A 25,397-nucleotide genomic window follows, 5' to 3' on the forward strand; every position below is an offset into this window, starting at 1 on the left:
GGAGCCTTTCGTCCATGTACCTGATCGACCCCGCGCGGCACAGCCGCCGCGCGTTCCTCCGCCGCACGGGCCAGCTCGCGATGGCCGGCACCGCGCTGCCGTTCGCGCTCAACCTCGCCGCCATGGGCGAGGCCGCCGCGCAGGCCGCGCCCGGCGACGACTACCGTGCGCTGGTGTGCGTGTTTCTCTTCGGCGGCAACGACTATGCGAACACCGTCGTCACCTACGACGCCGACAGCTACGGCAAGTACAGCCTGATCCGCGGCGGCAACGGCGAGGCGGGCGGCGGCATCGCCATCGCGCGCGCCGCGCTGGCCGCGACCGAGCTCAAGCCGACGCAGGCGCTGCCCGACGGGCGCGTGTACGCGCTGCATCCGTCGATGACGGGGCTGGCCGACCTTTTCAACAACCAGGGCAAGGTGGCGGTGCAGCTGAACGTCGGCCCGCTCATCAAGCCGCTGACGCGGGCGCAATACAACAGCAGCAACCGCCGCGACTTCCCGATTCCGCCCAAGCTCTTCTCGCACAACGACCAGCAGTCGGTATGGCAATCGTCTTCGCCCGAAGGCTCGACCGTCGGCTGGGGCGGCAACCTGGGCGACCTGGCGCTCGGGCCGAACATGGGCTCGCTCTTCACCTGCATGTCGGTGTCGGGCAATGCGGTGTTCCTCTCGGGCGACCAGGCGCTGCAGTACCAGGTGGGAACGGGCGGGGCGGTGCGCATCGGCGCGGTGAGCGGCACCGGCGGCAATCTCTTCGGCTCGGCGACGGTGAAGGCGGCCATGCAGCAGATCGCGCAACGCGAGAGCGGCCACACGCTGGAGAACGAGTACACCAAGGTCATCCGGCGCGCGGTCACGGCCGAGGGAAAGATCACCGAGGCGATCCAGTCGGACTTCGCGTCCGGCACCTTCCCGCAGCAGAACTACCTGGCCGACCAACTCAAGATGGTGGCGCGCCTGATCCGCGGGCGCGAGGCGCTGGGCGTGAAGCGCCAGGTGTTCTTCGTCTCGATGGGCGGCTTCGACCTGCACGACGACCTGATCGCGCGCCAGCCGGGGCTCATGAAGAACCTGTCCGAAGCGCTGGTCGCCTTCCACAACCAGATGATCGTGCTCGGCGTGGCCGACAAGGTCACCGCGTTCACCGCGTCCGACTTCGGCCGCACGCTCTCGAGCAACAGCAATGGCTCCGACCACGGCTGGGGCGGCCACCACTTCGTGGTCGGCGGTGCGGTGAAGGGCAAGGCGATCTACGGCACGGCGCCGCCGGTGAGCATCACCAACACGGCGAGCGACATCGACCAGTGGCACGTGGGGCAGGGCCGCCTTTTGCCCACCACCTCGGTCGACCAGTACGCGGGCACCCTGGCGCGCTGGTTCGGCGTGCCCGACGAGCAGCTCGACGGCATCCTGCCCAACCTCAAGAACTTCGGCGTGACGGCGCCCAGCGGCATCGCGTATCCGCGCAACGTGGGGTTCATGGCATGAACGACGCGAATGGAGCGCACGGCATGAAGGGAATGATCGGCTTGAATGGCGAGGAGGGCGGCACGCGCGTGTCCTTTCCGTCCAATGGCGGCAGGAAGACGTCCTCCCACATTCGCAATGCGGACATGACGCCGATGCATCCCTTCACCAGCGTCGAAGGTGCCATCGCGGCCATCGACGCGCTGGACCGCGGGCTGCGGGAGTTCGAGCTGTCGGTGTCCGACAACCTGCAGGACTATCTCGGCGTGCAGATGGCGCAGATCACCGATCGCGCGCTGGCGCGTGGCTGGGAGCCCATCAGCTTCATGCAGAAGAATGGGTTCCGGCGCTATCGCTTCAAGGCGATGCGCCGGGCCTGAACCGTCGCTTTTCTCCTTTGTCTTTTCTCTTTCACAAGGCCCCCCGGAAACCATGCGTTCGAAATTCCAGACCGCCGCCATCGGCACCCTCGCGACCCTGTTGCTTGCATCCTGCGGTGGGGGAGGAGGAGGAGGTGGCGGCGGTGGCGGTGCGTTGCCGCTCGGGTTGGGCGTTCCGCCTGCAGCCGCTCCGGCACCGGCGCCCGCACCGGACCCCGCCGCAGCACCTGCGCCAGCACCGGCGCCCAGCCCCACCGCGCTGGAAAGCTGCGGCCTGCCGGACTTCGTGCAGGACACCATCACCCGCGTGAACCAGTTCCGCAGCGAGGCGCGCACCTGCGGCGCCACGCAGTATCCGGCCGCCGGGCCCATTGCATGGAACGCGCAGCTCGATGCGGCCGCGGCACGCCATTCGCGCGACATGGTCGCCAAGAATTACTTCGATCACACCGGCTCGGACGGCAGCACCGTGGGCACCCGCGCCACCGACGCGGGCTACAAGTGGTCGGGCGTCGGCGAGAACATCGCAGCCGGGCAGAGCAGCGTCGCCTCGGCCATGAACTCGTGGCAGGGCAGCGAGGGCCACTGCCGCAACCTCATGGGCGCGAACTACAAGCACATTGCGCTGGCATGCGTGCGCGGCGGCGCGGGCAATGCCTATCCGTACTACTGGACGATGGTGCTCGGGACGCCCTGACCGGCATCCACGACCTCACGCGTCAGTCCAGCCGGATGCGGTCCCACAGTTCGAGCGTGCGTTTGCCGATCCGGTCGACCACCTTGGCCTGCACGCTGTAGAGCCCGGTTTCGTCGGTCGGGCCGAAGCTGAAGTTCATGCTGGCCGAGCCGAGCACCAGCGCGGCCCGGGGCGGCTCCGAAGTCCAGAGTGGGCCGCCTCCGGCCGGCACGCGCTGTCCGCTGGGGGTGATCACGAAGAACTCGACCACCACATCGCACTGGCCAATGGCATTCGGCGCGCAGCCGCGCAAGAACAGCATCGCGCTGGAACGGATGCCGCGCTTCACGGTGTCGGTGACCCGCAATGTCGGTGCGCGGCTGGCGGTGTTCCAGGCCGTGCGCAGCTCGGCCTCGTCCGGGGTGATGAGCAATTGCACGTGAAGGTCGCCGTCGCTGCGCATCGACTCGGTGTCGGGAATCGGCTTGCCGGTGCTGTCGGTCCATCCCGCGGTCGACGCGAGCGGCATGAGAACAGCAAGCAGAAAGAAGAGGCGCCGCATCGGCACAAGCCTCCGGTCCTGGCTAGCGCGCCGGTTGGGCCAGGATCCGATCGAGCTGCGCAATGTCGATCGGCTTCTGGAGGTGATGGTCGAACAGCTCCTTGGCCGATTCGCCCGCTGCATCCTGCGCCGAAAAGCCCGAGATCGCGACCAGCAGCCGCGGCGTGCCTTCGGCCGTGCTCGCACGCAGCCGCCGCGCGACCTCGGAGCCCGGAAAGTCGGGCAGGGTGAGGTCGATCAGCGCGGCATCGAAGTGCTCCTCGGCGGCCGCGTCCATCGCCTGCTGCGCCGTGTAGGTGCAGCGGGCGGTGTGGTCTTGCAGCGTGAGCAGTTCCTGCAGGAGGTCGGCAGCGGCCTGGTTGTCGTCGACGATCAGCACGTTCACGGCGGTTTGTCTCTTGAGTAGGTCGAAAGATGCAGTATCAACGGAATGTGTCCTGAGCGGCGTAAGGTTGTTCCTACGCTTGGGGCGCGGGGTTTGCCGCGGTGGCCTCCAGCGGCAGCTCGACGGTGAAGCGCGCGCCCTGGCCGGCCGCGCTTTCCACGCCGATCTGCCCGGCGTGCAGGTCCACGATCTTGCGTGTGATGTAGAGCCCGAGGCCCAGCCCGGCCGCATGCTGGCGGCTGTGCTCGGTGCGCTCGAACTGCTCGAAGATGCGCGCCTGGTCCTCGGGCGCGATGCCGATGCCGTGGTCGCGCACGCGCACGCGCGCCATGTCGCCGGCCCGCTCGACCACCATCTCCACCGGCTTGCCGCCGCCATAGCGCAGCGCGTTGGTCAAGAGGTTGGTCAGCACCTGCTCGATGCGGAACTCGTCCCACACGCCGAGCAGCTCGGCCGGCGCTTCGAGCGCGATCGTCGAGCCCGCGGCCTCGGCCTGCTGGCGCAGGTTCTCGACCACGGCGCGGGCGAGCATCGCGAGGTCGACCGGCTTGGTCTGGATCGACAGCGCATCGCGCCGCATGCGCGTCACGTCGAGCATGTCGTCGATGAGGCGCACCATGTTGCGGATCTGCCGCTGGTCGCGCTCGATCATCGCGGGCAGCCGCTCGGGCGAGAAGCTCGCGAGGTTCCCCTTGGCCAGGTGCAGCTGGCGCAGCTGGGCCTCCAGGTAGAGCGTATTGAGCGGCGTGCGCAGCTCGTGCGAGACCATCGACATGAAGTCGTCGCGCATGCGCACCGCGCGCTCCAGCTCGAGCTGGGTGTGCTGCAGCTGCTGCACCAGCTCTTCCTGCTTCCGGTGCGCGGCCGCGAGCAATTCCATTTCGTGGCGCAGCGCCTTCCTGTGCTGGTAGAGGTCGACGAACACGTTCACCTTGCTGACCACCGCGTGCGGATCGAGCGGCTTGTGCAGGAAGTCGACCGCGCCGCTCTCGTAGCCCTGGAAGGCGTAGTTCAGCTCGCGCCCCGCGGCGCTCACGAAGATGATGGGGATGTGCCGCGTGCGCTCGGTGCCGCGCATCATCTCGGCCAGCTCGAAGCCGTTCATGCCGGGCATCTGCACGTCGACGATGGCGAGCGCGAATTCATGCTCCAGCAGCAGCGAGAGTGCTGCCTCGGCCGAGCCGGCGCGGTACACGACGCGGTCGGGCGAGCGGATCAGCGCCTCGAGCGCCAGCAGGTTTTCCGGCAGGTCATCGACGATCAGCAGCTTGCTTTGGACGTCAATGGGCATGGACGGCCTCCAGTTGCAGGAGCAGGGCGCGAAGCTCGCGCAGCGGTAGCACGTGGTCGGGGGCGTGTCGCGCGAGGGCGGCGTTGGGCATGATGGAAATCAGGGCTTCTTTGGGGTCCTGCACGGCGGTGAGTCCGCCGGCCAGGTGAATGCGATGCAGGCCTTCGGCGCCGTCGTCGTTGGCGCCGGTCAGTAGAAAACCGGCCAGCATCGGGCCGTAGGCGTCGGCGGCCGAGGCCATCAGCACGTCGATGGACGGCCGCGAGAACAGCACCGGCGCCTCGCAACTGAGCGAGAAGCAACGCTCCCGCTCGATCGACAGGTGGTAGCCGGGCGGCGCGAAGTAAAGAGTGCCGGCTGCAACCGGCATCTTGTCGGCGGCCTCGCACACGGAGAACGGCACGCGCAGCGCGAAGATCTCGGCGAGGTGGCTGTCGTGGTTCTCGGGCAGGTGCAGCACCACCGTCATCGGCAGGCGCCAGCCGGCGGGCAGCCCGTCGAGCAGGACCATGAGCGCGTCGATGCCGCCGGCCGAGGCGCCGAGCACGACCATGTCCACGCGCTTGCGGGTGTAGGGGCGAGGCAGCGTCGTCGTCATGTCGCCTTGCGGTAGATGCGCTCGGCGCGGGCGTGCGGCGCGAAGCGGTCTGCGTAGCCGGAGAAGTCGATGCTTTCCTTGGATCCGAGGCCCAGGAAGCCGCGGTGCGACAGCGACTCGTGAAAGAGCCCGAGCGCGCGGTCCTGCAACAGCCGGTTGAAGTAGATGAGCACGTTGCGGCACGACACCAGCTGCGTCTCGGCGAACACGCTGTCGGTCGCCAGGCTGTGGTCCGCGAAGATGACGTCGGCGCACAACGAGGGGTCGAAGCGCGCCGCGTCGTAGGCGGCGGTGTAGTAGTCGGAGAACGCACTGCGTCCGCCCGCGCGCTGGTAGTTGGTGGTGTAGCCGCGAATCGCCTCCAGCGGAAAGATGCCCTGGCGCGCCTTCTCGAGCGAGGCCGGGTTGATGTCGGTGGCGTAGATCTGGGTGCGCTCGAGCAGGCCTTCCTCGCGCAGCAGGATCGCGAGAGAAAACACTTCCTCGCCCGTGCTGCAGCCCGCCACCCACACCTTCACCGACGGGTAGGTGTGCAGGATCGGCACGACCTGATCGCGCAGCGCCAGAAAGTAGGCCGGGTCGCGGAACATCTCGCTCACCGGGATCGTCAGGAACTGCAGCAGCCGGCCGAAAAGCCCCGCGTCGCGCAGCACTTTTTCCTGCAGCGCCGAGATGCTCGGCAGCCCGAGCTGGTCGAGCGCGTAGAGCACGCGGCGCTTCTGCGAGGCCGTGGTGTAGTTGCGGAAGTCGTAGCTGTACTTGAGATAGATGGCCTCCATGAGCAGGCGCAGCTCGATCTCCGTGTCGCTCAGCGGCTGAAGCGGCGAGGGCGGGGATGACGGAAGGGATGAGGGCGGCTTGTCGGTCACAGGCGCTCCATCTTGGGCATCCACACACGAAGGAGCGAGAACAGCCGCTCCAGGTCGACCGGCTTGGCCAGGTAGTCGTTGGCACCGGCTGCGAGGCACTGGTCGCGGTCGTCCTTCATGGCCTTGGCGGTGATGGCGATCACCGGCATCTTCTCGAAGCGCGGGTCGGCGCGCAGGCGCCGCGTGGCTTCCAGGCCGTCCATCTCCGGCATCATCACGTCCATCAGCACCAGGTCGATCTCGCGCACCTGGTCGAGTTTTTCGAGCGCCTCGCGGCCGTTGCGGCCGATTTCCACCGCCGCGCCGCGCTGCTCCAGCGCGCTGGTGAGGGCAAAGATGTTGCGCACGTCGTCGTCCACCAGAAGGATGGTGCGGCCCTCGAAGATGCGGTCGCGCCCGCGCGCTGTCTTCAGCATGCCCTGGCGCTCGGTCGAGAGCGAGGCTTCCACCTTGTGCAGGAAGAGCGTCACCTCGTCGAGCAGCCGCTCCGGCGAGCGGGCGCCCTTGATGATGATCGAGCGCGAGTAGCGCTGCAGCTCCGTCTCTTCGTCGCGCGTGAGGTTGCGCCCGGTGTAGACGATGACCGGCGGGAACGACACGATCTCTTCCGCCGCCATGGCCTTGAGCAGGTCGCTGCCCTGCATGTCGGGCAGCCGCAGGTCGGTGACCATGCAGTCGAACACGCGGGTGCGCAGCAGCTCCAGCGCCTCTTCGCCGGAGCCGACGGCCACGATTTCGATGTCGTCGTCACCGATGAGCTTGATCACGGCTTCGCGCTGCAGCTCGTCGTCTTCCACCAGCAGCACGACCTTGACCTTCTGCGTGAGCTTTTCCTCCAGACGGCCAAACACCTTCATCAGTTCGTCGCGGGTGGCCGGCTTCAGCGCGAAGCCGATGGCGCCCATGTGCAGCGCGGCGGCCTGCGCGTTGTCGGCGGCCGAGACCACGTGGATCGGGATGTGGCGCGTGTGCGGCGAATCCTTCAGTTTCTGCAGCACGTCCAGGCCGGTGCTGTCGGGCAGGCGCATGTCCAGAAGGATGGCGTCGGGCACGAACTGCGTGGCCAGCTCGAAACCATCGGCCGCGCCGTGCGCCACCAGGCACCGGTAGCCCAGCTCGTGCGCCAGGTCGTAGAGGATGTGCGCGAACTGCGGCTCGTCCTCGATCACCAGCACGCGGCGTACCTGGTCGCGCGGGATCGCGCGGTCGTCATCGAACTGCGGCGCCGGCACCACGGCCCGTGGCGCGGGCGCCTGCGGTGCGACGGGGGCGGGCGCGGGGGCGGCGGAGTTCCGGTTGCCGGGCGCATAGGTCGCCACGTTGCGCGGCGCGGTGGCCTGCTGGCCCGAAGCCTGCGGCGCCAGCGCCGGCAGTTGCAGGACGAAGGTGCTGCCCTTGCCGGGCTCGCTCTGCACGGTGAGCGTGCCGCCCAGCAGGTGCGTGAGGTCGCGCGAGATCGACAGCCCCAGGCCCGTGCCGCCGTAGCGCCGGCTGGTGGTGCCGTCGGCCTGGCGGAAGGCCTCGAAGATCAGTTCGTGCTGTTGCGGGTCGATGCCGATGCCCGAATCGGACACCGCGAAGGCCGCGCCGCCATCGGCCGTGGCGGAAACCACCAGCGCCACCTCGCCCTTGTCGGTGAACTTGAGCGCGTTCGACAGCAGGTTCTTCAGGATCTGCTCGACCCGCTGCCGGTCGGTGACCAGCGAGACCGGCGCGCCCGGCTGCACTTCGAGCCGGAAGTTCAGGTTCTTCTGCATCGCGAGCGGGCTGAAGGTGCTCTCCAGGCTCTGCGCGAGACGCGCGAGCGACACATCCTCGGGCACCACTTCGAGCTTGCCCGCCTCGACCTTGGCGATGTCCAGGATGTCGTTGATCAGCACCAGGAGGTCGTTGCCCGACGAATAGATCGACTCGGCGAACTTCACCTGCTCCAGCGTGAGGTTGCCCTGCGGGTTGTCGCCCAGGAGCTTGGCCAGGATGAGCGCGCTGTTGAGCGGCGTGCGCAGCTCGTGCGACATGTTCGCAAGGAACTCCGACTTGTAGCGGCTCGCGCGCTGCAGCTCGTCGGCGCGGTCTTCCAGGTCGCGCTGCACGCGGCGCAGGGCCGTGTTGCGCTGGTCCAGCGCCTCGGTGCGCTCGGAGAGCTGGCTGTTGGTCTGCTCCAGTTCGGCCTGCTGGTTCTCCAGCATCGCCTGCGAGGCGCGAAGCGCCTTCGACTGCTCTTCGAGCTCTTCGTTGGCGGTGCGCAGCTCTTCCTGCTGCACCTGCAGTTCCTCGTTGAGTTGCTGGGTCTCGGCCAGCACCTCCTGCAGCTGCTCGCGGTAGCGCGCCGCGGCGAGCGAGGTGCCGATGTCGTCGGACACCACATCCAGCAACTGGCTCGCGCGCTCGTCGGGCGCACCGGGCAGGCCGAGCTCGACCACGCCGTTGACGATGCCGTCGCTCATCACCGGCAGCAGGAGCACGGTGCGGGGCGCCATCGCGCCCAGGCCGGAATTGACCTTGAGGTAGTCGGCATCGATCGGGTCGATCAGCATGCGGCGGCGCTCGGCCGCGGCCTGGCCCACCAGGCTCTCGGTGGGCGAGAAGACCTGCGGCGAGGCTTCCGCATCGGCCGAGAAACCGTAGCTTGCGGCCCGGCGCAGCGGACCGTGGCGCTCGCGCACATACATCGCGCCGACGCTGCTGCCCAGGTGCCGCGAGAAGAAGGCGAGGATCTTGCGGCCCATGTCCGGCGCGGTCAGCTCGCCGACCAGTTCGCCCACCAGCTCGGTCTGCGCGCCGCGCAGCCACGCTTCTTCGGAGAGCCGCTGGGTGTGCTCCGCCTGCTCCTTGAGCACCACGTCGTAGCTGTCGGACAGCCGCACGAGCTGGCGGCGGCCGAAGAAGCTGATCAGCCCCGTCAGCGTCAGCGTGAACAGCAGAAAGAGGCCGACCGTCCACCAACTGGTGCGGTTGGCATCGTTGTTGCGCTGGAAACGCAGCGTCTGCTCGGTGTCCATGAACGCGGTGTATTCGGCGCGCATGTCGTCGGTCAGCCGCTTGCCGCGGCCCAGGCGAACCGCGGCCTGCATGTCTCCGCCGGCGCGGCGGGCCGCAATCATGTCGCGGGCGAATTCGTTCCAGGCGTCCTGCAGGCCGGCAATGCGGTCTACCCGCTCGACCTGCTGCGGGTTGTCCGACACCTGCCTGCGCAAGGCATCGGTGTCGGGTTTCAGGCGGGGCAGGGCGCTCTGGTAGGGCTCCAGAAAGGTCTCGTCGCCGGTGAGGAGGAAGCCGCGCAGCCCCGTTTCCATGTCGATGCTGCGGCGCTGCAGCTCGCTGGCCGAGCGGGTCACGCGGTCGGTGTGCTCCACCCAGCCGATGGTCGAGAGCAGGAAGACGATCAGTCCGACGAATACCACGGCGCCGAACAGTCCTCCGAGCATCGGGAGCTTGAGATTGCGGCTCAGCAGGCGGTCGAAGTCGTCGGGATCGATGGCGGCAGGAGTTTTCATCGGCACATTTGTAAGCAAAACTTGTCAAGTTTTGCCGAAAAGGGAGGGTCATCCTGTCGGAGAAGGCCCCGAGACGGACACATGGACCCTCAACGTTAACATTCCGTCGCTCGATATACTGTGGTTCCATACAGTCAATCGAGAGATGACCCCGGATTCCTCCATCCCGCCAGATACAGATGCGGCTTCGGCCGCCTATGTCGTTTCCGTCAAGGCGCTCTGCGCTTTCGGCGCGAAGGCGGGCGACCTCGACTTGCGCTTCGTGCCCGCGCCCAGCGCGCTCGAAGGCATGGCCGGCCACGCACTGGTGCAGGGGCGGCGCGGCGGCAACTACCAGAGCGAGGTGTCGCTCGACGCCCGGCATGGCGCATTGCGGGTTCGTGGCCGCGCCGACGGCTACGCGCCCGATTCACCGCGCGTGGAAGAGATCAAGACCTTCCGCGGCGACTTCGACGCCATCCGCGGCAACCACCGCGCGCTGCACTGGGCGCAGGCGCGCATCTACGGCTGGATGCTGTGCGAGCAGCACGGGCATGCGCAGATGACGGTCGCGCTCGTCTATCTCGATCTCGCCACAGGCGAGGAAACCTTGCTCGAGGAACATCACACGCGCGAGGCGCTGCGCGAACATTTCGAAGGGCTGTGCGAGCGCTACAGCGCGTGGGCGCAGCAGGAAGCCGATCACCACGGCGCGCTCGACCGAACACTGGCGCAGCTCGCGTTCCCGCACCCGTCCTTCCGCACCGGCCAGCGCGAACTGGCCGAAGCCGTCTACCGCGCCGCCGTCGGCGGGCGCTGCCTCATGGCGCAGGCGCCGACCGGCATCGGCAAGACGCTGGCCACTCTCTTTCCGCTGCTCAAGGCGCGCGCGGCGGGGAAGCTGGACAAGGTCTTCTTCCTCACCGCCAAGACGTCGGGCCGGCCGGTGGCGCTCGATGCGCTGCGGGTGCTGGGCAAAGGCTGCGCAGCAAATGGCGCGCAGCCGCGCGTGCTCGAACTCGCCGCGCGCGAAAAGGTCTGCGAATACCCCGACCTTGCCTGCAACGGCGACTCGTGCCCGCTCGCCAAGGGCTTCTACGACCGTTTGCCCGCCGCCCGCATCGAAGCCGCGCAAACCGGTTGGCTCGACCGGCAGGCACTGCGGCGGGTCGCGCTGCAACACACGGTGTGCCCCTATTTCCTCGCGCAGGAAATGGCCCGCTGGAGCGACGTGATCGTGGGCGACTACAACTACTACTTCGACGGCAGCGCCTTTCTCTTCGCGACGATGAAGGACGCCGACTGGCGCGTCGCGGTGCTCGTGGACGAGGCGCACAACCTGCTGGAGCGCGCACGCGGCATGTACACGGCAGCGCTGGAGGGCGGGGCGCTCGAGGAGGCGCACCGCATCGCGCCCGCGCCGGTGCGCGGCCCGCTCGCGCGGCTCTTTCGCGAGTGGGACACCGTCCAGCAGTCGCAGACCGACAACTACGAAACCGCCGACGAGATTCCCGAGCGCTTCGTGCGCGCGCTGCAGGCGGCCAACACCGCGATGGCCGAGTACTTCGCCGCCAAGCCCGAGGCCGCGCAGGGTCCGCTGCAACGCTTCTTCTTCGATGCGCTGCACTTCGCCCGGCTCGCCGAGGTGTTCGACGACCACTCGGTGTTCGAGCGCACCCTCGGCATCACCCAACAAGACCGCACGTTGGCCATCCGCAACCTCGTGCCCGCGCCGTTCCTCGAAGGCCGGTTCGCGGATGCGGTGTCGGTCACCTGTTTCTCGGGCACGCTCTCGCCGTTCGCCTTCTACCGCGATGCGCTCGGCCTGCCGCCGGACACCGCGCTGCTCGACGTGGCCTCGCCGTTCAACAGCCGGCAACTGCGCGTCGAAGTGGCGATGGATGTCTCCACGCGCTTTCGCGACCGCGCCGGGTCGCTGCACAACGTGGCGGGCATCATCGGCGCCCAGTTCGAGCGCATGCCCGGCAACTACCTGGCCTTCTTCAGCAGCTTCGATTACCTGGAGAGCGCCTGCGCCGCCTTCTCGGCGCGGCACCCCGGCGTGCCGGTGTGGACGCAGACGCGCGGCATGCGCGAAGCCGACCGCCACGGCTTCATCGCGCGCTTCGAGGAAGGTGGGCAGGGCATCGGCTTCGCCGTGCTCGGCGGCGCGTTCGGCGAGGGCATCGACCTGCCGGGCAGCCGCCTCGTGGGCGCCTTTGTCGCGAGCCTGGGGCTGCCGCAATACAACGCGCTCAACGAGATCACGCGCGAGCGCATGCAGTCGCGCTTCGGCAAGGGATACGAATACACCTATCTCTATCCGGGGCTGCAGAAGGTGGTGCAGGCGGCCGGGCGCGTGATCCGCACCGAGGAAGACCGCGGCGTGCTGCATCTGCTCGACGATCGTTTTGCACGGACGGAAATTCGCGAGCTGCTGCCGCGTTGGTGGCATGTGGAAGTGGGGAGGGCCAGCGATGCGATCCGCTAGGCGCCTCGAACACGCCGGGCAGGACGACCTGTTCGGCGGAACGCCCACGCCCGTCATCGAGGGCCTGCGCTACGAACGCGAGTTCCTGTCGCGGGACGAAGAGGCCGGGCTGCTGCGCATCGTGCAGGCCTTGCCGCTCAAGGAGATGCGCTACAAGGAATACACCGCGCGCCGCCGCGGCATCGGCTTCGGCGGCAGCTACGACTTCGACACCAACCGGCTCAAGCCCGGTGCGCCGCTGCCCGAGGCGCTGCATCCGCTGCGGGCGAGGGCGGCGACATGGCTCGGCGTTGCGCCCGAGGCGCTCTCCCACATGCTGATCGCCGAGTACCAGCCCGGCACGCCGCTCGGCTGGCACCGCGACGTGCCGGACTTCGAAGAGATCCTGGGCGTCTCGCTGCTCGGCGATGCGGTGATGCAGTTCAAGCCGTACCGGCCGGGCGGGGCATCGACCTCCGAGGCGGGTAATGTGCAGTTCCTTGTCGAGCCGCGCTCGATCTATCTGTTGCGCGGTCCGGCGCGTTGGGCGTGGCAGCACGCCATTGCGCCGACCGAGGCACTGCGCTACTCAATCACGCTGCGCACACCGTCGCGCAGGCGCCCGGGCGTATCACGCGCAAGCTGATGGCGAGCCATCGCGCTTTTCTGCACGCCGCAGAAAATTCCAATTGACACCGCGAATACCTTCTTCTAATCTCCGGCCCCACGACAGCACTCGCTCTTGAGTGCGCGTCGGGCAGCAACATCGCTGCTTCACATACCGGCTATGAAAGCCCTCGAACAACGCGCAAGCGGGGTCGAGGGCTTTTTGCTTTTTGGAGCTTGAATGACAGTGCAGGAAGAAGAAGGCCTGGGTTTTCCGGACCTCGTCGTGGCGAGCGTGCAGATGGAACCGCACGTGGGCCACACGGCGGCCAACGTCGCGCGGTCGGTGCAGTTGATCGAAGAAGCGGCCGCGCAGGGCGCATCGATCATCGTGCTGCCCGAGCTGGCCAACAGCGGCTACGTGTTCGCCAGCCGCGCCGAGGCGTTCGCGTTGGCTGAGCCGGTGCCCGACGGGCCGAGCACGCAGGCCTGGGCCGATGCGGCCCGGCGCTGCAACGTGCACGTGGTCGCGGGCATCGCCGAGCGCGAGGACGACCGCCTCTACAACGCGGCCGTGGTGCTCGGCCCGCGCGGCTGGCTCGGCACCTACCGCAAGCTGCACCTCTGGGGCGACGAACACCTGTTCTTCGAACCCGGGAACAAGGGGCTGCCGGTGTTCCACACCGAGCTCGGCCGGCTGGGCGTGATGATCTGCTACGACGGCTGGTTCCCCGAGGCCTATCGCCTGCTCGCGATGCAGGGCGTCGACATCGTCTGCATGCCGACCAACTGGGTGCCCATGCCCCAGCAGCCCGCCGACCGCCCGGCCATGGCCACTACGCTCGCGATGGCCAGCGCGCACAGCAACGGCATGAACATCGTCTGCGCCAACCGCACGGGCACCGAGCGGGGCCAGCCCTTCGTCGGGCAGAGCCTCATCGTGGGCGCGCAGGGCTGGCCGCTGGCCGGGCCCGCCTCGCACGACCGCGAGGAGATTCTTTTCGCCCGCATCAACCTCAAGGCATCGCGCCAGGCGCGCCACCTGAACGCGTTCAACGATGTGCTGCGCGACCGCCGCGACGACATCTACGACCCGATGCTGGGCACGGGCTGGCCGCTGCCGCGGCACTGAACTTACGGTTTCTTTTTTCGCTGTCACCCACTCAACTTTTCCATCGACCCCAAGAGGACCCTGAACATGAAGATCGCTTCTCTCCTGCGCCTCGGCGCCATGACGGCCGCCACCTTGCTGGGCGCGCACGCCCAGGCCGCCGACCCCCTCCGCATCGGCGTGGCGGTCGGCTTGTCGGGCGCCAACAGCGTCGTGGCGCCGGCCGCGGTGCAGTCGTCGCAACTGGCTGTCGACGAGATCAACGCCGCCGGCGGCATCCTCGGCCGCAAGGTCGAGCTGGAGATCGTGGACGACGCCTCCGGCGCCGTCGGCGCGCAGAAGGCCTTCGATACGCTGGTGTTCCAGAAGAAGGTGGCCGCCATCATCGCGATGGAAAACAGCGCGGCCCGCAATGCCGCGCTGCCGGTGGTGAGCAAGGGCAAGGTGCCCTACATCTACACCTCGTTCTACGAAGGGCGCTCGTGCAACAACTGGATGTACGTGAACGGCTGGGTGCCCGAGCAGCAGGTCGCACCGGTGGTCGACTACTTCCTCAAGAGCAAAAGCGCCAAGACCTTCTTCCTGGTCGGCAACGACTACGCCTTCGGCCGCGGCATGCTCGACTTCACCCGCAAGTACATCGAGCAGAAGGGCGGCAAGGTGGTGGGCGAGGAATACCTGCCGATCGACGGCAGCGACTGGACCTCGGTGATCTCCAAGCTGCGCGCCGCCAAGCCCGACGCGCTCGTCAGCGCCACCGCGGGCGGCGCGCCCAATGTGTCGCTCGCCAAGCAGCTCAAGGGCGCGGGCCTCACGCTGCCCTATGGCAACCTCGCGATCGACGAGGGCACGGCCAAGACGATGGGCGACGTGGCCAGCGGCATGTACATGTCGGCTTCTTACCTGACGAGCATCGACATTCCAGAGAACAAGAAGTTTCTCGAGGCGATGAAGAAGAAGTTCGGCGCCGACCTGAAAACGCCCAACGAGCTGTCGGAGCCGCAGTACGAGGCATTCTTCCTCTACAAGGCCGCCGTTGAAAAGGCCGGCTCCGTCGATGCGGCCAAGGTGGTCAAGGCGCTCGGCGAAGTGTCGTTCACCGGCCCGCGCGGTGCGGTGTCGATGAACAAGAGCCGCCACACGCCACTGTCGATGCGTCTCGGCCAGGTGCAGGCGGATGGATCGATCAAGATCCTGGAAACCTTCGCGAGCGTCGATCCCGGCGCGCAGTGCCCGAACCTGAAATAACGTCGCAGAAACAGCGTCTCGGACAAAGGCTTCTACATGGTGCTGCTGCTGGATTTGCTCACGACTGCCGCGATGCTCTTCATCGTCACCGCCGGGCTGATGATGATCTTCGGGGTCATGAAGATCGTCAATTTCGCCCACGGCGCGCTGCTCACGCTGGGCGGCTATGCGAGCTATGTGGTGACCCAGCTCAAGCTCGATCCGTGGCTGAGCTGGCCGCTGTCGCTGGCGGTCGGCGTCGTGGCGGGCATGGCGGTGGAGTGGTTGATCGTGAAGCCGCTCTACAAACGTCCGCTCGACGCCATCCTCGCGACCTGGGGACTGGGCATCGTCATCGGGCAGTCGATCGTGATGGCGTTCGGGCGTGAAGTGCAGTTCGTCGATGCGCCGCTCGCGGGCACCTGGTCGCTCGGCGGCGTCGATTACTCGGCCTACCGACTGCTGCTGGTGCCCATCGCCATCGCGCTGTGCCTGCTGCTCACCGCGCTGCTGAACGGCACGCGCTTTGGCATTCGCACACGCGCGGTGATCATGAACGAGGAGCTGGCCAGCGGCCTGGGCATCCATGCGGGGCGCGTGCGCTTCATCACCTTCAGCCTCGGTGCGGGGCTGGGCACGCTGGCGGGCACGATGATCACGCCGCTGTCCAGCGTCGATCCGAACATGGGGCTGCCCTGGCTGGTGAGCGCCTTCATGCTGGTCATGGTGTCGGGCCACTCGATGCCCAGCCTCCTGCTGACCTGCGTGGTGTTCGGTGCCTGCCAGGTGCTGGTGAGCACCTATGCGAATCCGGTGCTCGGCGGGCTCACCATCGCGGTGCTCGCGGCGGTCACGCTGCGCATCCGTCCGAAGGGGTTTGCCCGTGGCTGAGAACATTGCAATGGCTTCTGCTGCGCCTTCTTCGCTGCGCGCCACGCTGCACTCGGGCCGTGGGCTCACGGTGCTGGGCGGCATCGGCCTGGCGCTGATCGTGGCCGGCCCATGGGTGTTCGACACCTACCTGCTCAACATCCTCGTGAAGGCCTTCTTCTTCGCCATCGCCGCGATCACGGTCGATGTGCTGTGGGGCTACACCGGCTACCTGAGCTTCGGGCAGTCGGCTTTCTTCGGCATCGGCGCCTATGCGGCGGGGCTGGTGTTCACGCACAGCGGTTTCAGCGTTTCGACGGCGCTGCTGGCGCTGGGCGCCGCCATCGCCGTCAGCGCGGCGGTCGGGGCGCTGGTGGGCTGGCTGTCGTTCTACCGGGGCGCCTCGCCGTTCTTCGCGACGGTCATTTCGCTGGTGCTGCCGATCGTGCTGACGCAACTGCTGCTGTCGGGCGGCCAGTGGACGGGCTCCAGCTCGGGTCTGACCGGCTACGAGAGCTTCGATCTTTCGATCGAGGCCTGGTACTGGGTCGCCGGCGGCATGCTCGTGCTGTTCGGCCTCTTGGGCTGGCTGCTGGTGCGCAGCGATGCCGGGCGGGTGCTGGCCGCGATTCGCGACAACGAATCGCGTTGCACCTACCTCGGCATTCCGACCGCGATGGTCAAGATCGCGCTGCTCACCGTCATGGCGTTGGTCGCGGGCATCGCGGGCTTCGGCTACGGCGCGTTCAGCGGCGTGGTGGCGCCCGAGCTCACCGGCTTCGCGCTGGGCACCGAGCTGATCATCTGGGTCGCGCTGGGCGGGCGGGGCACGTTGTGGGGGCCGCTCGTCGGCGCGGTGCTGATCAATGTGGCCACCGCCTACCTGAGCGGCAGCATGCCGTTCGCGTGGCAACTGATCGTCGGCGTGGCTTTCGTGCTTGTCATCGTGCTGTTGCCGCAGGGGCTGGTGCCGCTGCTGCTCAAGCCCTTCGGGCTGGGGCGCATCGCCGCGCGCGTTCCGGTGCTTCAGGCACGCGAGGCAAGGAGCAAGGCGGCACAGTCCGCCGGGCCGGCCCTTTCCATGCAGCAGGTGGCGAAGCACTACGGCGCGCTCAAGGTGCTGCAGGGCATCGACCTGGAAGCGCGCGCCGGCGAGCTGGTCGGGCTGATCGGTCCGAACGGCGCCGGCAAGACCACGCTGATGCGCTGCATGAGCGACGGCGCGGAGCGCAGCGCCGGCACCGTGAAGCTCTGCGGCCACGACATCCGCGAGCTGCCGCCCGAGGCCTGCGTGCGCTTCGGGCTGGGGCGCAAGTTCCAGAACGCCAACATCTTCGAGTCGCTGACGGTGGCGCAGTGCCTGCGCATTGCGGGCACGCTGCTCGAGAAGCCCTCGCTGGTGCGGCAGGACGCCGTGCTGCGCCTGCCGGCCTATGCGCTCGACGTGGTGCGCACCACCGGGCTCGACGCCAAGCTCGCCACCGTCGCACGCGATCTCTCGCACGGGGAGCAGCAGGCGCTCGAACTCGCGATGGTGCTGGCGCTGGAGCCGCGCATCGTGCTGCTCGACGAACCGACCGCGGGCCTCACCAAGACCGAGCGTTCGCAGATCGGCGAAGTGCTCTCGTCACTCGCGCACCGGCATGGCCTGTGCTGCCTGCTGGTGGAGCACGACCTCGATTTCGTCGAACAGATCGCCACCCGCATCGTGGTGCTGCACCAGGGAACCATCGTGATGCAGGGCAGCTTCGAGGAGGTGGTGAATTCGCCGCTGGTCAAGACCATCTACGCCGGCAGCGCACACGCACCCGAGGAGGCCGCATGAGCGATGAAAAAAGCCAACAGGCATTGCGGCTGGAGCGCCTGAGCAGCGGCTACGGCGCCTCCGTGGTGCTGCGCGGGCTGTCGCTGGACATCGCTGCCGGCGAGGCCGTGGCGCTGCTGGGCAAGAACGGCATGGGCAAGAGCACGCTGCTCAAGACCGTGATGGGCTACCTGCCCAAGAAGGGCGGACACGTCCGCCTGAACGGACACGACATCACGCGGCAGCCGCCGCACCGCATCGCGCGCCAGGGCATCGCCTATGCGGCGCAGGAGCAGGCGCTGTTCGCCGACCTGAGCATCCGCGACAACCTGCGGCTCGGCCTCGCGAAAGAGTCGGTGTTCGACGAGCGCTTCGCGGACATCGAGCCGCTGTTTCCGGTCTTCAAGACCCGGCTGAAGCAGGACGCCGGCACGCTCTCGGGCGGCGAGCAGAAAATGCTGCTGCTCGCCCGTGCCTTGATGATGCGGCCCACGATGATCCTGCTGGACGAGATCACCGAAGGGCTGCAACCCTCGGTCATCGACCGGCTGGCCCGCGCGCTGCTGGACGAACGCGCCCGGCGCGGCACCGCGATGCTGGTCGTGGAGCAGAACGTGCCGTTCGCGCTCCAGGTGGCCGACCGCTACGTGGTGCTCAAGCAAGGCGAGCTGGTCGACGAAGGCAATGCCAAGGCCCCGGGCGCCGCGGCATCCGTGTTCGACCACCTGCGGGTTTGACCTGGCGCCCGCTGCGCCGAAGAGGGCGCGCAGGGGAGGGAAGGCACGGATTCTGCTCATGCCTTTTGGAATGACGATAGCGACGATGGAGAACGCCGATGACCACTGAGAAACCCGCCCCCGCCGAAGACGGCTGGCGCATCGGCGTGCTGCATTCGCGCTCGGGCGCGACCGGCGTGACCGAGTCGGAGCATTTCTTCGGGACCGCGCTGGCCATCGAGGAAATCAACGGCCTGGGCGGCGTGCTCGACCGCCCGCTGCTGCCGGTGGCCTACGACCCCAAGGGCGATGCCGACGAATACCGCCGGCTCGCGACCCGGCTGCTGCTGGAGGACGAGGTCAACGTGATCTTCGGCTGCTCGCGCTCGTCCAGCCGCAAGGCCGTGCTTCCGGTGATCGAGCGCAACAACGCGCTGCTCTGGTATTGCTCGTTCTACGAAGGCTTCGAATATTCGTCCAACGTCATCTACACCGGCGCTGTGCCCAACCAGAACAGCGTGCAGCTCGCGGCGTACCTGCTGAAGAACCGGGGCCGGCGCTTCTTTTTGATCGGTGCCGACTACATCTTTCCGCGCGAATCGAACCGCGTGATGCGCGAGATGGTCGAGCAGCACGGCGGCGAGATCCTCGACGAGGTCTACGTGCCGCTGGAGGCCTCCGAGACGCAACTGCAGGACGTCATGCGCGACATCGCCGACGCGCAGCCCGACGTCATTTTCTGCACCATCGTCGGCCAGTCGGCCCGGCGCCTGTACCAGATCTACCGCGAGCACGGGCTCGACCCGCAGCGCATGCCCATCGCCAGCCTGTCGATGGTGGAGGAAGAAGTCCGCATGACCGGCGCCGACGCCTGCGCGGGGCACATCACCTCGGCCACGTACTTCAGTTCGCTGAAGAACGAATGCAACGACCGCTTCATCGCGCTGTGGCGCAAGCGCTATGGCGACCGGCCCACCAGCATGTGGTCCGAGGCGGCCTACAGCCAGGTCCACCTGTTCGCGCGGGCGCTGGAGCGCAGCGGCAGCCTGGACACGCGCAAGCTCGTCAACGCCGTGCGCTCGGTGCGCTTCGAGTCGCCGGAGGGGCCGCTGTCCATCGATGCCGAGAACAACCACACCTTTCTCACGCCTCGCATCGCCGTGTGCCGCAGCGACGGGCAGTTCGACCTGCTGTGGGAGGGCGCGGGGCCGGTCAAACCCGACCCGTACCTGTCAACCTTCGGGTTCTCCGAGTTCTGGCTGAGCTGATGTCATGAGCAGTTTGCGCCGCCTCTACGATGACCTGCGCAGCATCTGCGTCGCGGTGGTGTACCCGCCGGGCGAGGACCGCGACATCCTTCTCGACCAGCTCAAGCGCATCGGCTGCCGGCTCAAGATCATCTGGCCCTTTCCCGCCGCCCCGCCCACCGGATGCGACGTGATCTTCTTTCAGGTCTCGCAGGAACTGCAGGACAGCACCAGCTGGTGTGCCAGTGCGGTGGAGGCAACGCTGATCGCGCTGTCCGACTACGAGAGCCCGACCACGCTCAAGCTGCTGCTGGACACCAGCGCGCACGGCGTGCTGACCCGCCCGTTCCGTTCGTCGGGCGTGCTGAGCACGCTGGTGCTGGCGCGGTCGTCGCGCGGCTACCAGGAGCGGCTGCAGAGCAAGGTGAGCAAGCTCGAAGAAACGATCAAGTCGCGCCGGCAGATCGAGAAGGCCGTGCGCATGCTGGCCGAAACGCAATCGCTGACCGAGGCCAAAGCCTATGAGCACATGCGCACGCGCGCCACGACGCTGCGGGTCACGGTGGCGGAAGTGGCGCTGATGGTGGTGGAGGCGCACGAGGCGATGGAGAAGCTGGGCCTCGGGCGCTTGCGGGAGGGCGGGGGCGCAAGCGGAAGCTGAACGGTGCCGACGCGCTGACGCGCCGTTGCGTGCAGTCGACGCCGGTCCGGGGTCCGCGCCAGACAACGCTGACGCGCATCGCGTGCGTCTTCTTACCCACGGCGCGGGCCGTGCGCCCAGCATGAAAGCTCCTCTCAACCTGAAGGAGCGATGACCATGCCAAGAGGCGACAAGTCGTCCTACACGGACAAGCAGAAACGCAAGGCCGAGCACATCGAGGAAGGCTACGAACACCGCGGTGTCGGCAAGGCCGAAGCCGAAAGGCGCGCGTGGGCCACGGTGAATGCCGAGACCGGCGGCGGCAAGAAGAGCGGATCGGGCCGCGGCAAGGCCGAGAACCATGCGCCTTCCCGCAAGGGCGGTCACAAGGGCGGGGCGGCTGCGGCATCGCGCACGGCAGCCGAGCGATCGGCTTCCGCGAAGAAGGGGGCCGCCACGCGCAGGCGGAACGCCGAGAAGCGGTCGTAGGGGGATGGCGATGCACATCATCCTGGGCGCCACCGGCCACGTCGGTTCGGCATTGGCGCAGGCGCTGCTTGCGCGCAACGAGCCGGTCACCGTGGTTACGCGCGATGCCGGCAAGGCCGCATCGCTGAAGACCAAGGGCGCGCATGTGGCCGAGGTCGACGTGTTCGACACCGCCGCGCTGCACCGCGTGATCGAAGGCGGACACCGGCTCTTCGTGCTCAACCCGCCGGCGCCGCCATCGACCGACACGGTCGCCGAAGAGCGCAAGAGCTTGCACGCCATCGTGGCCGCGCTCCAAGGCTGCAAGCTGGAGAAGATCGTCTGCGAATCGACCTACGGCGCGCAGCCCGGCGACGGCATCGGTGACCTCGGCGTGCTGTACGACATGGAGCAGGCGCTGCGGCAAACCGGCGCGGCGCCTGTCAGCGCCATTCGCGCGGCCTACTACATGAGCAACTGGGACGCCTCGCTGGCAACCGCGCAGAAAGAAGGCAAGGTGCACAGCATGTACCCGCCCGACTTCAAGCTGCCGATGGTGGCGCCGCGCGACCTCGGGGAGTTCGCCGCACGGCTGATGCTGGGTGCGGCCGAGGCGTCGGGGCCGCACTATGTCGAGGGGCCGGAGCGCTATTCGCCGGGCGATGTCGCGCGCGCTTTTGCAGAGGCGCTGGGGCGGCCGGTTCAGGTGGCGGTGACGCCGCCCGAGCAGTGGGAGCAGGCGTTCCGGTCGCTGGGGTTTTCGGAGGCTGGGGCGAAGTCGTATGCGGCGATGACGCGCATCACGCTGGAGAACAAGGAGGAGCCCGAGAAGCCGGAGCGCGGGGCGACTTCGCTGGACGAATACATCTCGGCGTTGGTGAGGAAGAGCACCGCCTGAGCGCCGGGAAGCGGTGGATTGCCTGAATCGGACATCGATGTGTCCGGCGAGGCGCAATAGAGCCTATGTCTGGCGCACATCCGACATTCGGCGATTTTCTTTGGCGTTGACCGGACAACTTGCAATCCGCCCGAGAAGCTCCCTCTCGCCCAATGCTGTCGCGTTGAGCGAGCTTGTCCTCAACGCGAGCGCTACGCCGTTCTTCGTCGTTCAAGCGCATGGCAATTCACCGGTGCCGACCTGGTTTGTCGCACCTGCCAAGCGTCGATACGATCCCGCGCCTTGCCCCTTCAAAGGAATGCGCGGATGCCGCCATCGACTGCTTTTTCCACCTCCGCCAACACCAGCTGGCAGCAGCGCAGCCGGCGCCACGTGTGGCATCCGTGCACGCAGAGCATCCGCCTGGAGGCGGTGCCGCCGTTGCCGATCGCGCGGGGCGAGGGCGTGTGGCTGGTGGACCATGACGGCCGCCGCTACCTCGACGCGACGAGCTCGTGGTGGGTCAATCTCTTCGGCCATGCGCATCCGGCCATCAACGCCGCGCTGAAGGACCAGCTCGACGCGTTCTCGCACGTGATGCTCGCGGGCTGCACGCATGCGCCGGCCGTGGAACTGGCCGAGCGCCTGTCGGCGTTGACCGGCCACGCGCTCGGCCATTGCTTCTACGCCTCCGATGGCGCCTCGGCCGTGGAGATCGCGTTGAAGATGAGCTTCCACGCATGGCGAAACGCAGGACGCGGCGGCAAGCAGAACTTCGTCGCCCTGCGGCACGGCTACCACGGCGAAACGCTGGGTGCGCTGCATGTGACCGACGTGCCGGTGTTCCGCGACGCCTATGCGCCGCTGCTGGCGAATGCGCACCTCGTCGCATCGCCCGATGCGCGAACCGCGTTGCCAGGTGAGGATGCGGTTGCCGTGGCGCGGCGTGCTGCCGCAGAACTCGAAGCGCTCCTGGCCGAACGGCACGCAACCATCGCCGCCGTGATCGTCGAGCCGCTCGTGCAATGCGCCACCGGCATGGCCATGCACGACCCCGACTACCTGCGCCTCGTGCGCGCCCTGTGCGACCGTTTCGACGTGCATCTGGTCGCCGATGAAATCGCAGTCGGATGCGGACGCACCGGCACCTTCTTCGCATGCGAGCAGGCCGGCATCTGGCCCGATTTCCTGTGCCTCTCCAAAGGCATCAGCGGCGGCTACCTGCCGCTTGCGTTGGTGATGACGCGCGATGCGATCTACGAAGGCTTCGTGGACGACGACGTGGCACGCAGCTTCCTGCACTCGCATTCGTACACCGGCAACGCGCTGGCTTGCCGCGCGGCGCTCGCAATGCTCGACCTGTTCGAGCGCGAAGACGCATTGCAGCGCAACCTCGGCCGCGCCGAACGATTGATCGGCCGGTTGGGCGAAGGCCTCCGCGGCATGCCGGTGGATCACCTGCGACAGCGCGGAATGATCACGGCCTTCGATGTGCGCGAGACCGGTGCTCGGTTCGCGGAGCGCTTTCACCTCGCAGCCCGTGCGAACGGACTGCTGATGCGCCCCATCGGTTCGACCGTCTACCTGATGCCGCCCTATGTGATCGGCGACGACGAGATCGATCTGTTGGTCGACGGCACGCTCGCCACGCTGCAAGCCGTGGCCGAGCCAGCGCACGCAGAAGGAGCCCATGATGTCGCGCTTGCTTGAACGCCTGCAGGACGAGATCGCCGCGCTCGACGCCGAGGCGCTGCGCCGCCGCCGGCAGATCGCCGAGACGGCCTGCGCGCCCGAGCAGCGTTTGACGCTGGCCGGCGCGAGCGCGTCGCGCACCATGCTCGGCTTCAGCAGCAACGACTACCTGGGCCTTGCCGCGCACCCGGCGCTGGCCGCCGCGTTGGCCGAAGGCGCAGCGCGCTACGGCACGGGCAGCGGCGGGTCGCACCTGATCCTGGGCCACTCGCGCGCGCACGCCGAACTCGAGGAGCGGTTGGCCGACTGGATGGCGCCATTCATTCCCGAGGCGCGGAGCCTCTTCTTCTGCACGGGCTACATGGCCAACCTCGCGGTGCTGTCCGCGCTGGGCGGCGCGGAGGCGGTGATCTTTTCCGAATCGCTCAACCATGCGTCGTTGATCGACGGGGCGCGGCTGGCCAAGGCGCGTGTCGAGCGCTATCCGCATTGCGACGTGGCGGCGCTCGATGCGCAGCTTGCGGCTTGCGACGCGCCGGTGAAGCTCATCGTGAGCGATGCGGTCTTCAGCATGGACGGCAACGTCGCACCCGTGGCCGAGCTGCTCGCGCTCGCGGAGCGCCACGACGCGTGGCTGGTGCTGGACGATGCGCATGGCTTCGGGGTGCTCGGGGCCACCGGCCGGGGCGTGCTGCAGGCGATGGCGCTGCGATCGGAGCGGCTGGTGCTCATCGGCACGCTGGGCAAGGCGGCGGGTGTGTCGGGCGCGTTCGTGGCGGCGCACCGCACCGTCATCGACTACCTCGTGCAGCGGGCGCGGCCGTACATCTTCACCACGGCTGCGCCGCCGGCCATTGCGCATGCGCTGCTCGCGAGCCTTGCGCTGATCGAGAGCGAGGAGGGCACCGAGCGCCGTGCGCAATTGAAGGCGCGCATCGCACAACTGCGCCGAGGCCTGCAAACGATCCTCCCGTCCGATGGCAGCGCGTGGCTGCCCGATTCGCCCACTGCGATCCAGCCGCTGATCCTCGGCGACAACGCGCGCGCGATGCGAACGATGGCGCAGCTCGATGCACGCGGCCTTCGCGTCGGGGCGATCCGCCCGCCGACCGTGCCTGCCGGCACCGCGCGGCTGCGGATTGCGCTGTCGGCCAGTCACAGCGAGGCCGACGTGGCCCGTCTGGTCGATGCGCTTGGCGAGGCATTGGCGCAGCCGTGGAAGGAGGCCGCATGACGCAACGCCGCTGGTTCGTCACGGGCACCGACACGGGGGTGGGCAAGACGCTGGTCAGCAGCGCGATGCTGAGCCTGCTGGCCGCCTCGGGCCTGCGCGCGGTCGGCATGAAACCGGTGGCCGCAGGCCTGGAACGTGTCGGTGGTGCGTGGCTGAACGAAGACGTCGAGCAGCTGCGTGCGGCCGGCAACGTCGATGCGCCGCGGGCCTTGTGCTGCCCCTACCTGCTGCGCGCGCCGATGTCGCCGCATCTCGCGGCGCGGGAGGAGGGCGTGCGCATCGAACTGCCGCCGCTGCTGTCGGCCTTTGCGGCGTTGTCGCGGCGCGCCGATGCGGTGGTCGTCGAAGGCGTGGGCGGGTTCTGCGTGCCGTTCGGCGACGACCTCGACAGCGCCGACCTCGCGGTGGCGCTCGATCTGCCGGTGATCCTCGTGGTCGGCCTGCGGCTCGGCTGCCTGAGCCATGCGCTGCTGACCGCCGAGGCGGTTCGCGCGCGGGGCCTCGTGCTCGCGGGTTGGGTCGCCAGCGTCATCGAGCCGCAGATGCTGTCGCCCGAGGCCAATCTGCAGACCCTGCGCGACCGGCTCGGTGCGCCGTTGCTCGGCGTGGTGCCGCACCTGGCCGCGCCCGATGCGGCCGGCGCCGCGCAGCACCTCGATCTGCGCGCGCTTCGCGCAACCGCAGGCCACGCGGCGCGCCGCTCGGCCGCATTGGCCCTGGCGGCCTGAG

23 protein-coding genes are annotated in these 25,397 nt (G+C 68.1%); 17 read left to right on the forward strand and 6 right to left on the reverse strand.

The features are described from left to right. Positions 1 to 14: 14 nt before the first annotated feature. From J2W23_RS19305 to J2W23_RS19315, 3 genes are read left to right on the forward strand one after another with little or no spacing between them, the layout of a single operon-like run. Positions 15 to 1,490, forward strand: coding sequence for a DUF1501 domain-containing protein (locus J2W23_RS19305; protein WP_307649874.1), 1,476 nt, complete (start codon positions 15 to 17; stop codon positions 1,488 to 1,490). Between the two features lie 23 nt (positions 1,491 to 1,513). Next, entirely contained in the window at positions 1,514 to 1,849 is a 336-nt protein-coding gene (locus J2W23_RS19310; RefSeq protein WP_307649875.1) for a hypothetical protein, read from the forward strand. A 52-nt stretch (positions 1,850 to 1,901) separates the two neighbouring features. Next, positions 1,902 to 2,546: a CAP domain-containing protein gene (locus tag J2W23_RS19315; protein WP_307649876.1), complete on the forward strand. Its 645-nt coding sequence runs from the start codon at positions 1,902 to 1,904 to the stop codon at positions 2,544 to 2,546. Positions 2,547 to 2,568: 22 nt separating this feature from the next. Here the strand turns inward: J2W23_RS19315 and J2W23_RS19320 are convergent, their stop codons facing one another. From J2W23_RS19320 to J2W23_RS19345, 6 genes are all read right to left on the reverse strand, one after another. Then, positions 2,569 to 3,054 (reverse strand): hypothetical protein, encoded by a 486-nt coding sequence (locus J2W23_RS19320; protein ID WP_176657359.1) that lies wholly within the window; start codon positions 3,052 to 3,054, stop codon positions 2,569 to 2,571. 55 nt (positions 3,055 to 3,109) lie between these two features. After that, entirely contained in the window at positions 3,110 to 3,472 is a 363-nt protein-coding gene (locus J2W23_RS19325; protein ID WP_307649877.1) for a response regulator, read from the reverse strand. Positions 3,473 to 3,545: 73 nt separating this feature from the next. Continuing rightward, entirely contained in the window at positions 3,546 to 4,763 is a 1,218-nt protein-coding gene (locus tag J2W23_RS19330) for a hybrid sensor histidine kinase/response regulator (protein ID WP_176657361.1), read from the reverse strand. Next, positions 4,753 to 5,361, reverse strand: coding sequence for a chemotaxis protein CheB (locus tag J2W23_RS19335; protein ID WP_176657362.1), 609 nt, complete (start codon positions 5,359 to 5,361; stop codon positions 4,753 to 4,755). The genes J2W23_RS19330 and J2W23_RS19335 overlap by 11 nt, the downstream gene beginning before the upstream one ends. Beyond that, positions 5,358 to 6,140 carry a CheR family methyltransferase gene (locus tag J2W23_RS19340; RefSeq protein ID WP_176657683.1) on the reverse strand — a complete coding sequence of 261 codons (783 nt, stop codon included), beginning with the start codon at positions 6,138 to 6,140 and terminating at the stop codon, positions 5,358 to 5,360. The genes J2W23_RS19335 and J2W23_RS19340 overlap by 4 nt, the downstream gene beginning before the upstream one ends. An 86-nt stretch (positions 6,141 to 6,226) precedes the next feature. Continuing rightward, positions 6,227 to 9,727: a response regulator gene (locus J2W23_RS19345; RefSeq protein ID WP_307649879.1), complete on the reverse strand. Its 3,501-nt coding sequence runs from the start codon at positions 9,725 to 9,727 to the stop codon at positions 6,227 to 6,229. A gap of 145 nt (positions 9,728 to 9,872) precedes the next feature. Between J2W23_RS19345 and J2W23_RS19350 the strand changes: the two genes are divergently transcribed. The 14 genes from J2W23_RS19350 to bioD all read left to right on the forward strand — a co-directional run bounded on the left by J2W23_RS19350 (position 9,873) and on the right by bioD (position 25,396). Next, a complete protein-coding gene (locus J2W23_RS19350; protein ID WP_307649880.1) occupies positions 9,873 to 12,197 on the forward strand; it encodes an ATP-dependent DNA helicase in 2,325 nt (774 codons plus the stop codon). Beyond that, a complete protein-coding gene (locus J2W23_RS19355) occupies positions 12,184 to 12,822 on the forward strand; it encodes an alpha-ketoglutarate-dependent dioxygenase AlkB (RefSeq protein ID WP_307649881.1) in 639 nt (212 codons plus the stop codon). Before J2W23_RS19350 ends, J2W23_RS19355 begins: the two co-directional genes overlap by 14 nt. Positions 12,823 to 13,023: 201 nt before the next feature. After that, positions 13,024 to 13,914: a nitrilase family protein gene (locus J2W23_RS19360; protein ID WP_307649882.1), complete on the forward strand. Its 891-nt coding sequence runs from the start codon at positions 13,024 to 13,026 to the stop codon at positions 13,912 to 13,914. Between the two features lie 66 nt (positions 13,915 to 13,980). After that, the gene (locus J2W23_RS19365) at positions 13,981 to 15,141 is read left to right on the forward strand and encodes a substrate-binding protein (protein WP_373423957.1); all 1,161 of its coding nucleotides are present in this window, start codon (positions 13,981 to 13,983) and stop codon (positions 15,139 to 15,141) included. Positions 15,142 to 15,177: 36 nt separating this feature from the next. Next, on the forward strand, positions 15,178 to 16,011 hold the full coding sequence (locus J2W23_RS19370; RefSeq protein WP_307649883.1) for a branched-chain amino acid ABC transporter permease: 834 nt from the start codon (positions 15,178 to 15,180) through the stop codon (positions 16,009 to 16,011). A gap of 10 nt (positions 16,012 to 16,021) precedes the next feature. Continuing rightward, positions 16,022 to 17,815: a branched-chain amino acid ABC transporter ATP-binding protein/permease gene (locus tag J2W23_RS19375; protein ID WP_307649884.1), complete on the forward strand. Its 1,794-nt coding sequence runs from the start codon at positions 16,022 to 16,024 to the stop codon at positions 17,813 to 17,815. Further along, the gene (locus J2W23_RS19380; RefSeq protein ID WP_307649885.1) at positions 17,812 to 18,531 is read left to right on the forward strand and encodes a branched-chain amino acid ABC transporter ATP-binding protein; all 720 of its coding nucleotides are present in this window, start codon (positions 17,812 to 17,814) and stop codon (positions 18,529 to 18,531) included. Before J2W23_RS19375 ends, J2W23_RS19380 begins: the two co-directional genes overlap by 4 nt. Before the next feature lie 98 nt (positions 18,532 to 18,629). After that, the gene (locus J2W23_RS19385) at positions 18,630 to 19,778 is read left to right on the forward strand and encodes a transporter substrate-binding domain-containing protein (RefSeq protein WP_307649886.1); all 1,149 of its coding nucleotides are present in this window, start codon (positions 18,630 to 18,632) and stop codon (positions 19,776 to 19,778) included. Between the two features lie 4 nt (positions 19,779 to 19,782). Next, on the forward strand, positions 19,783 to 20,418 hold the full coding sequence (locus J2W23_RS19390) for an ANTAR domain-containing response regulator (protein WP_176657370.1): 636 nt from the start codon (positions 19,783 to 19,785) through the stop codon (positions 20,416 to 20,418). Between the two features lie 156 nt (positions 20,419 to 20,574). Continuing rightward, positions 20,575 to 20,886, forward strand: coding sequence for a plasmid stabilization protein (locus J2W23_RS19395; RefSeq protein WP_176657371.1), 312 nt, complete (start codon positions 20,575 to 20,577; stop codon positions 20,884 to 20,886). A gap of 10 nt (positions 20,887 to 20,896) precedes the next feature. Next, entirely contained in the window at positions 20,897 to 21,763 is an 867-nt protein-coding gene (locus J2W23_RS19400; protein ID WP_307649887.1) for an NmrA family NAD(P)-binding protein, read from the forward strand. Between the two features lie 306 nt (positions 21,764 to 22,069). Then, on the forward strand, positions 22,070 to 23,452 hold the full coding sequence (gene bioA, locus J2W23_RS19405) for an adenosylmethionine--8-amino-7-oxononanoate transaminase (RefSeq protein WP_307649888.1): 1,383 nt from the start codon (positions 22,070 to 22,072) through the stop codon (positions 23,450 to 23,452). Next, a complete protein-coding gene (bioF, locus tag J2W23_RS19410) occupies positions 23,436 to 24,668 on the forward strand; it encodes an 8-amino-7-oxononanoate synthase (RefSeq protein ID WP_307649889.1) in 1,233 nt (410 codons plus the stop codon). Before bioA ends, bioF begins: the two co-directional genes overlap by 17 nt. Continuing rightward, entirely contained in the window at positions 24,665 to 25,396 is a 732-nt protein-coding gene (gene bioD / locus J2W23_RS19415; RefSeq protein ID WP_307649890.1) for a dethiobiotin synthase, read from the forward strand. Before bioF ends, bioD begins: the two co-directional genes overlap by 4 nt. Position 25,397: the final 1 nt, after the last annotated feature.

The sequence above is a fragment of the Variovorax boronicumulans genome (assembly GCF_030812215.1).
GTDB classification, from domain to species: domain Bacteria; phylum Pseudomonadota; class Gammaproteobacteria; order Burkholderiales; family Burkholderiaceae_C; genus Variovorax; species Variovorax boronicumulans_C.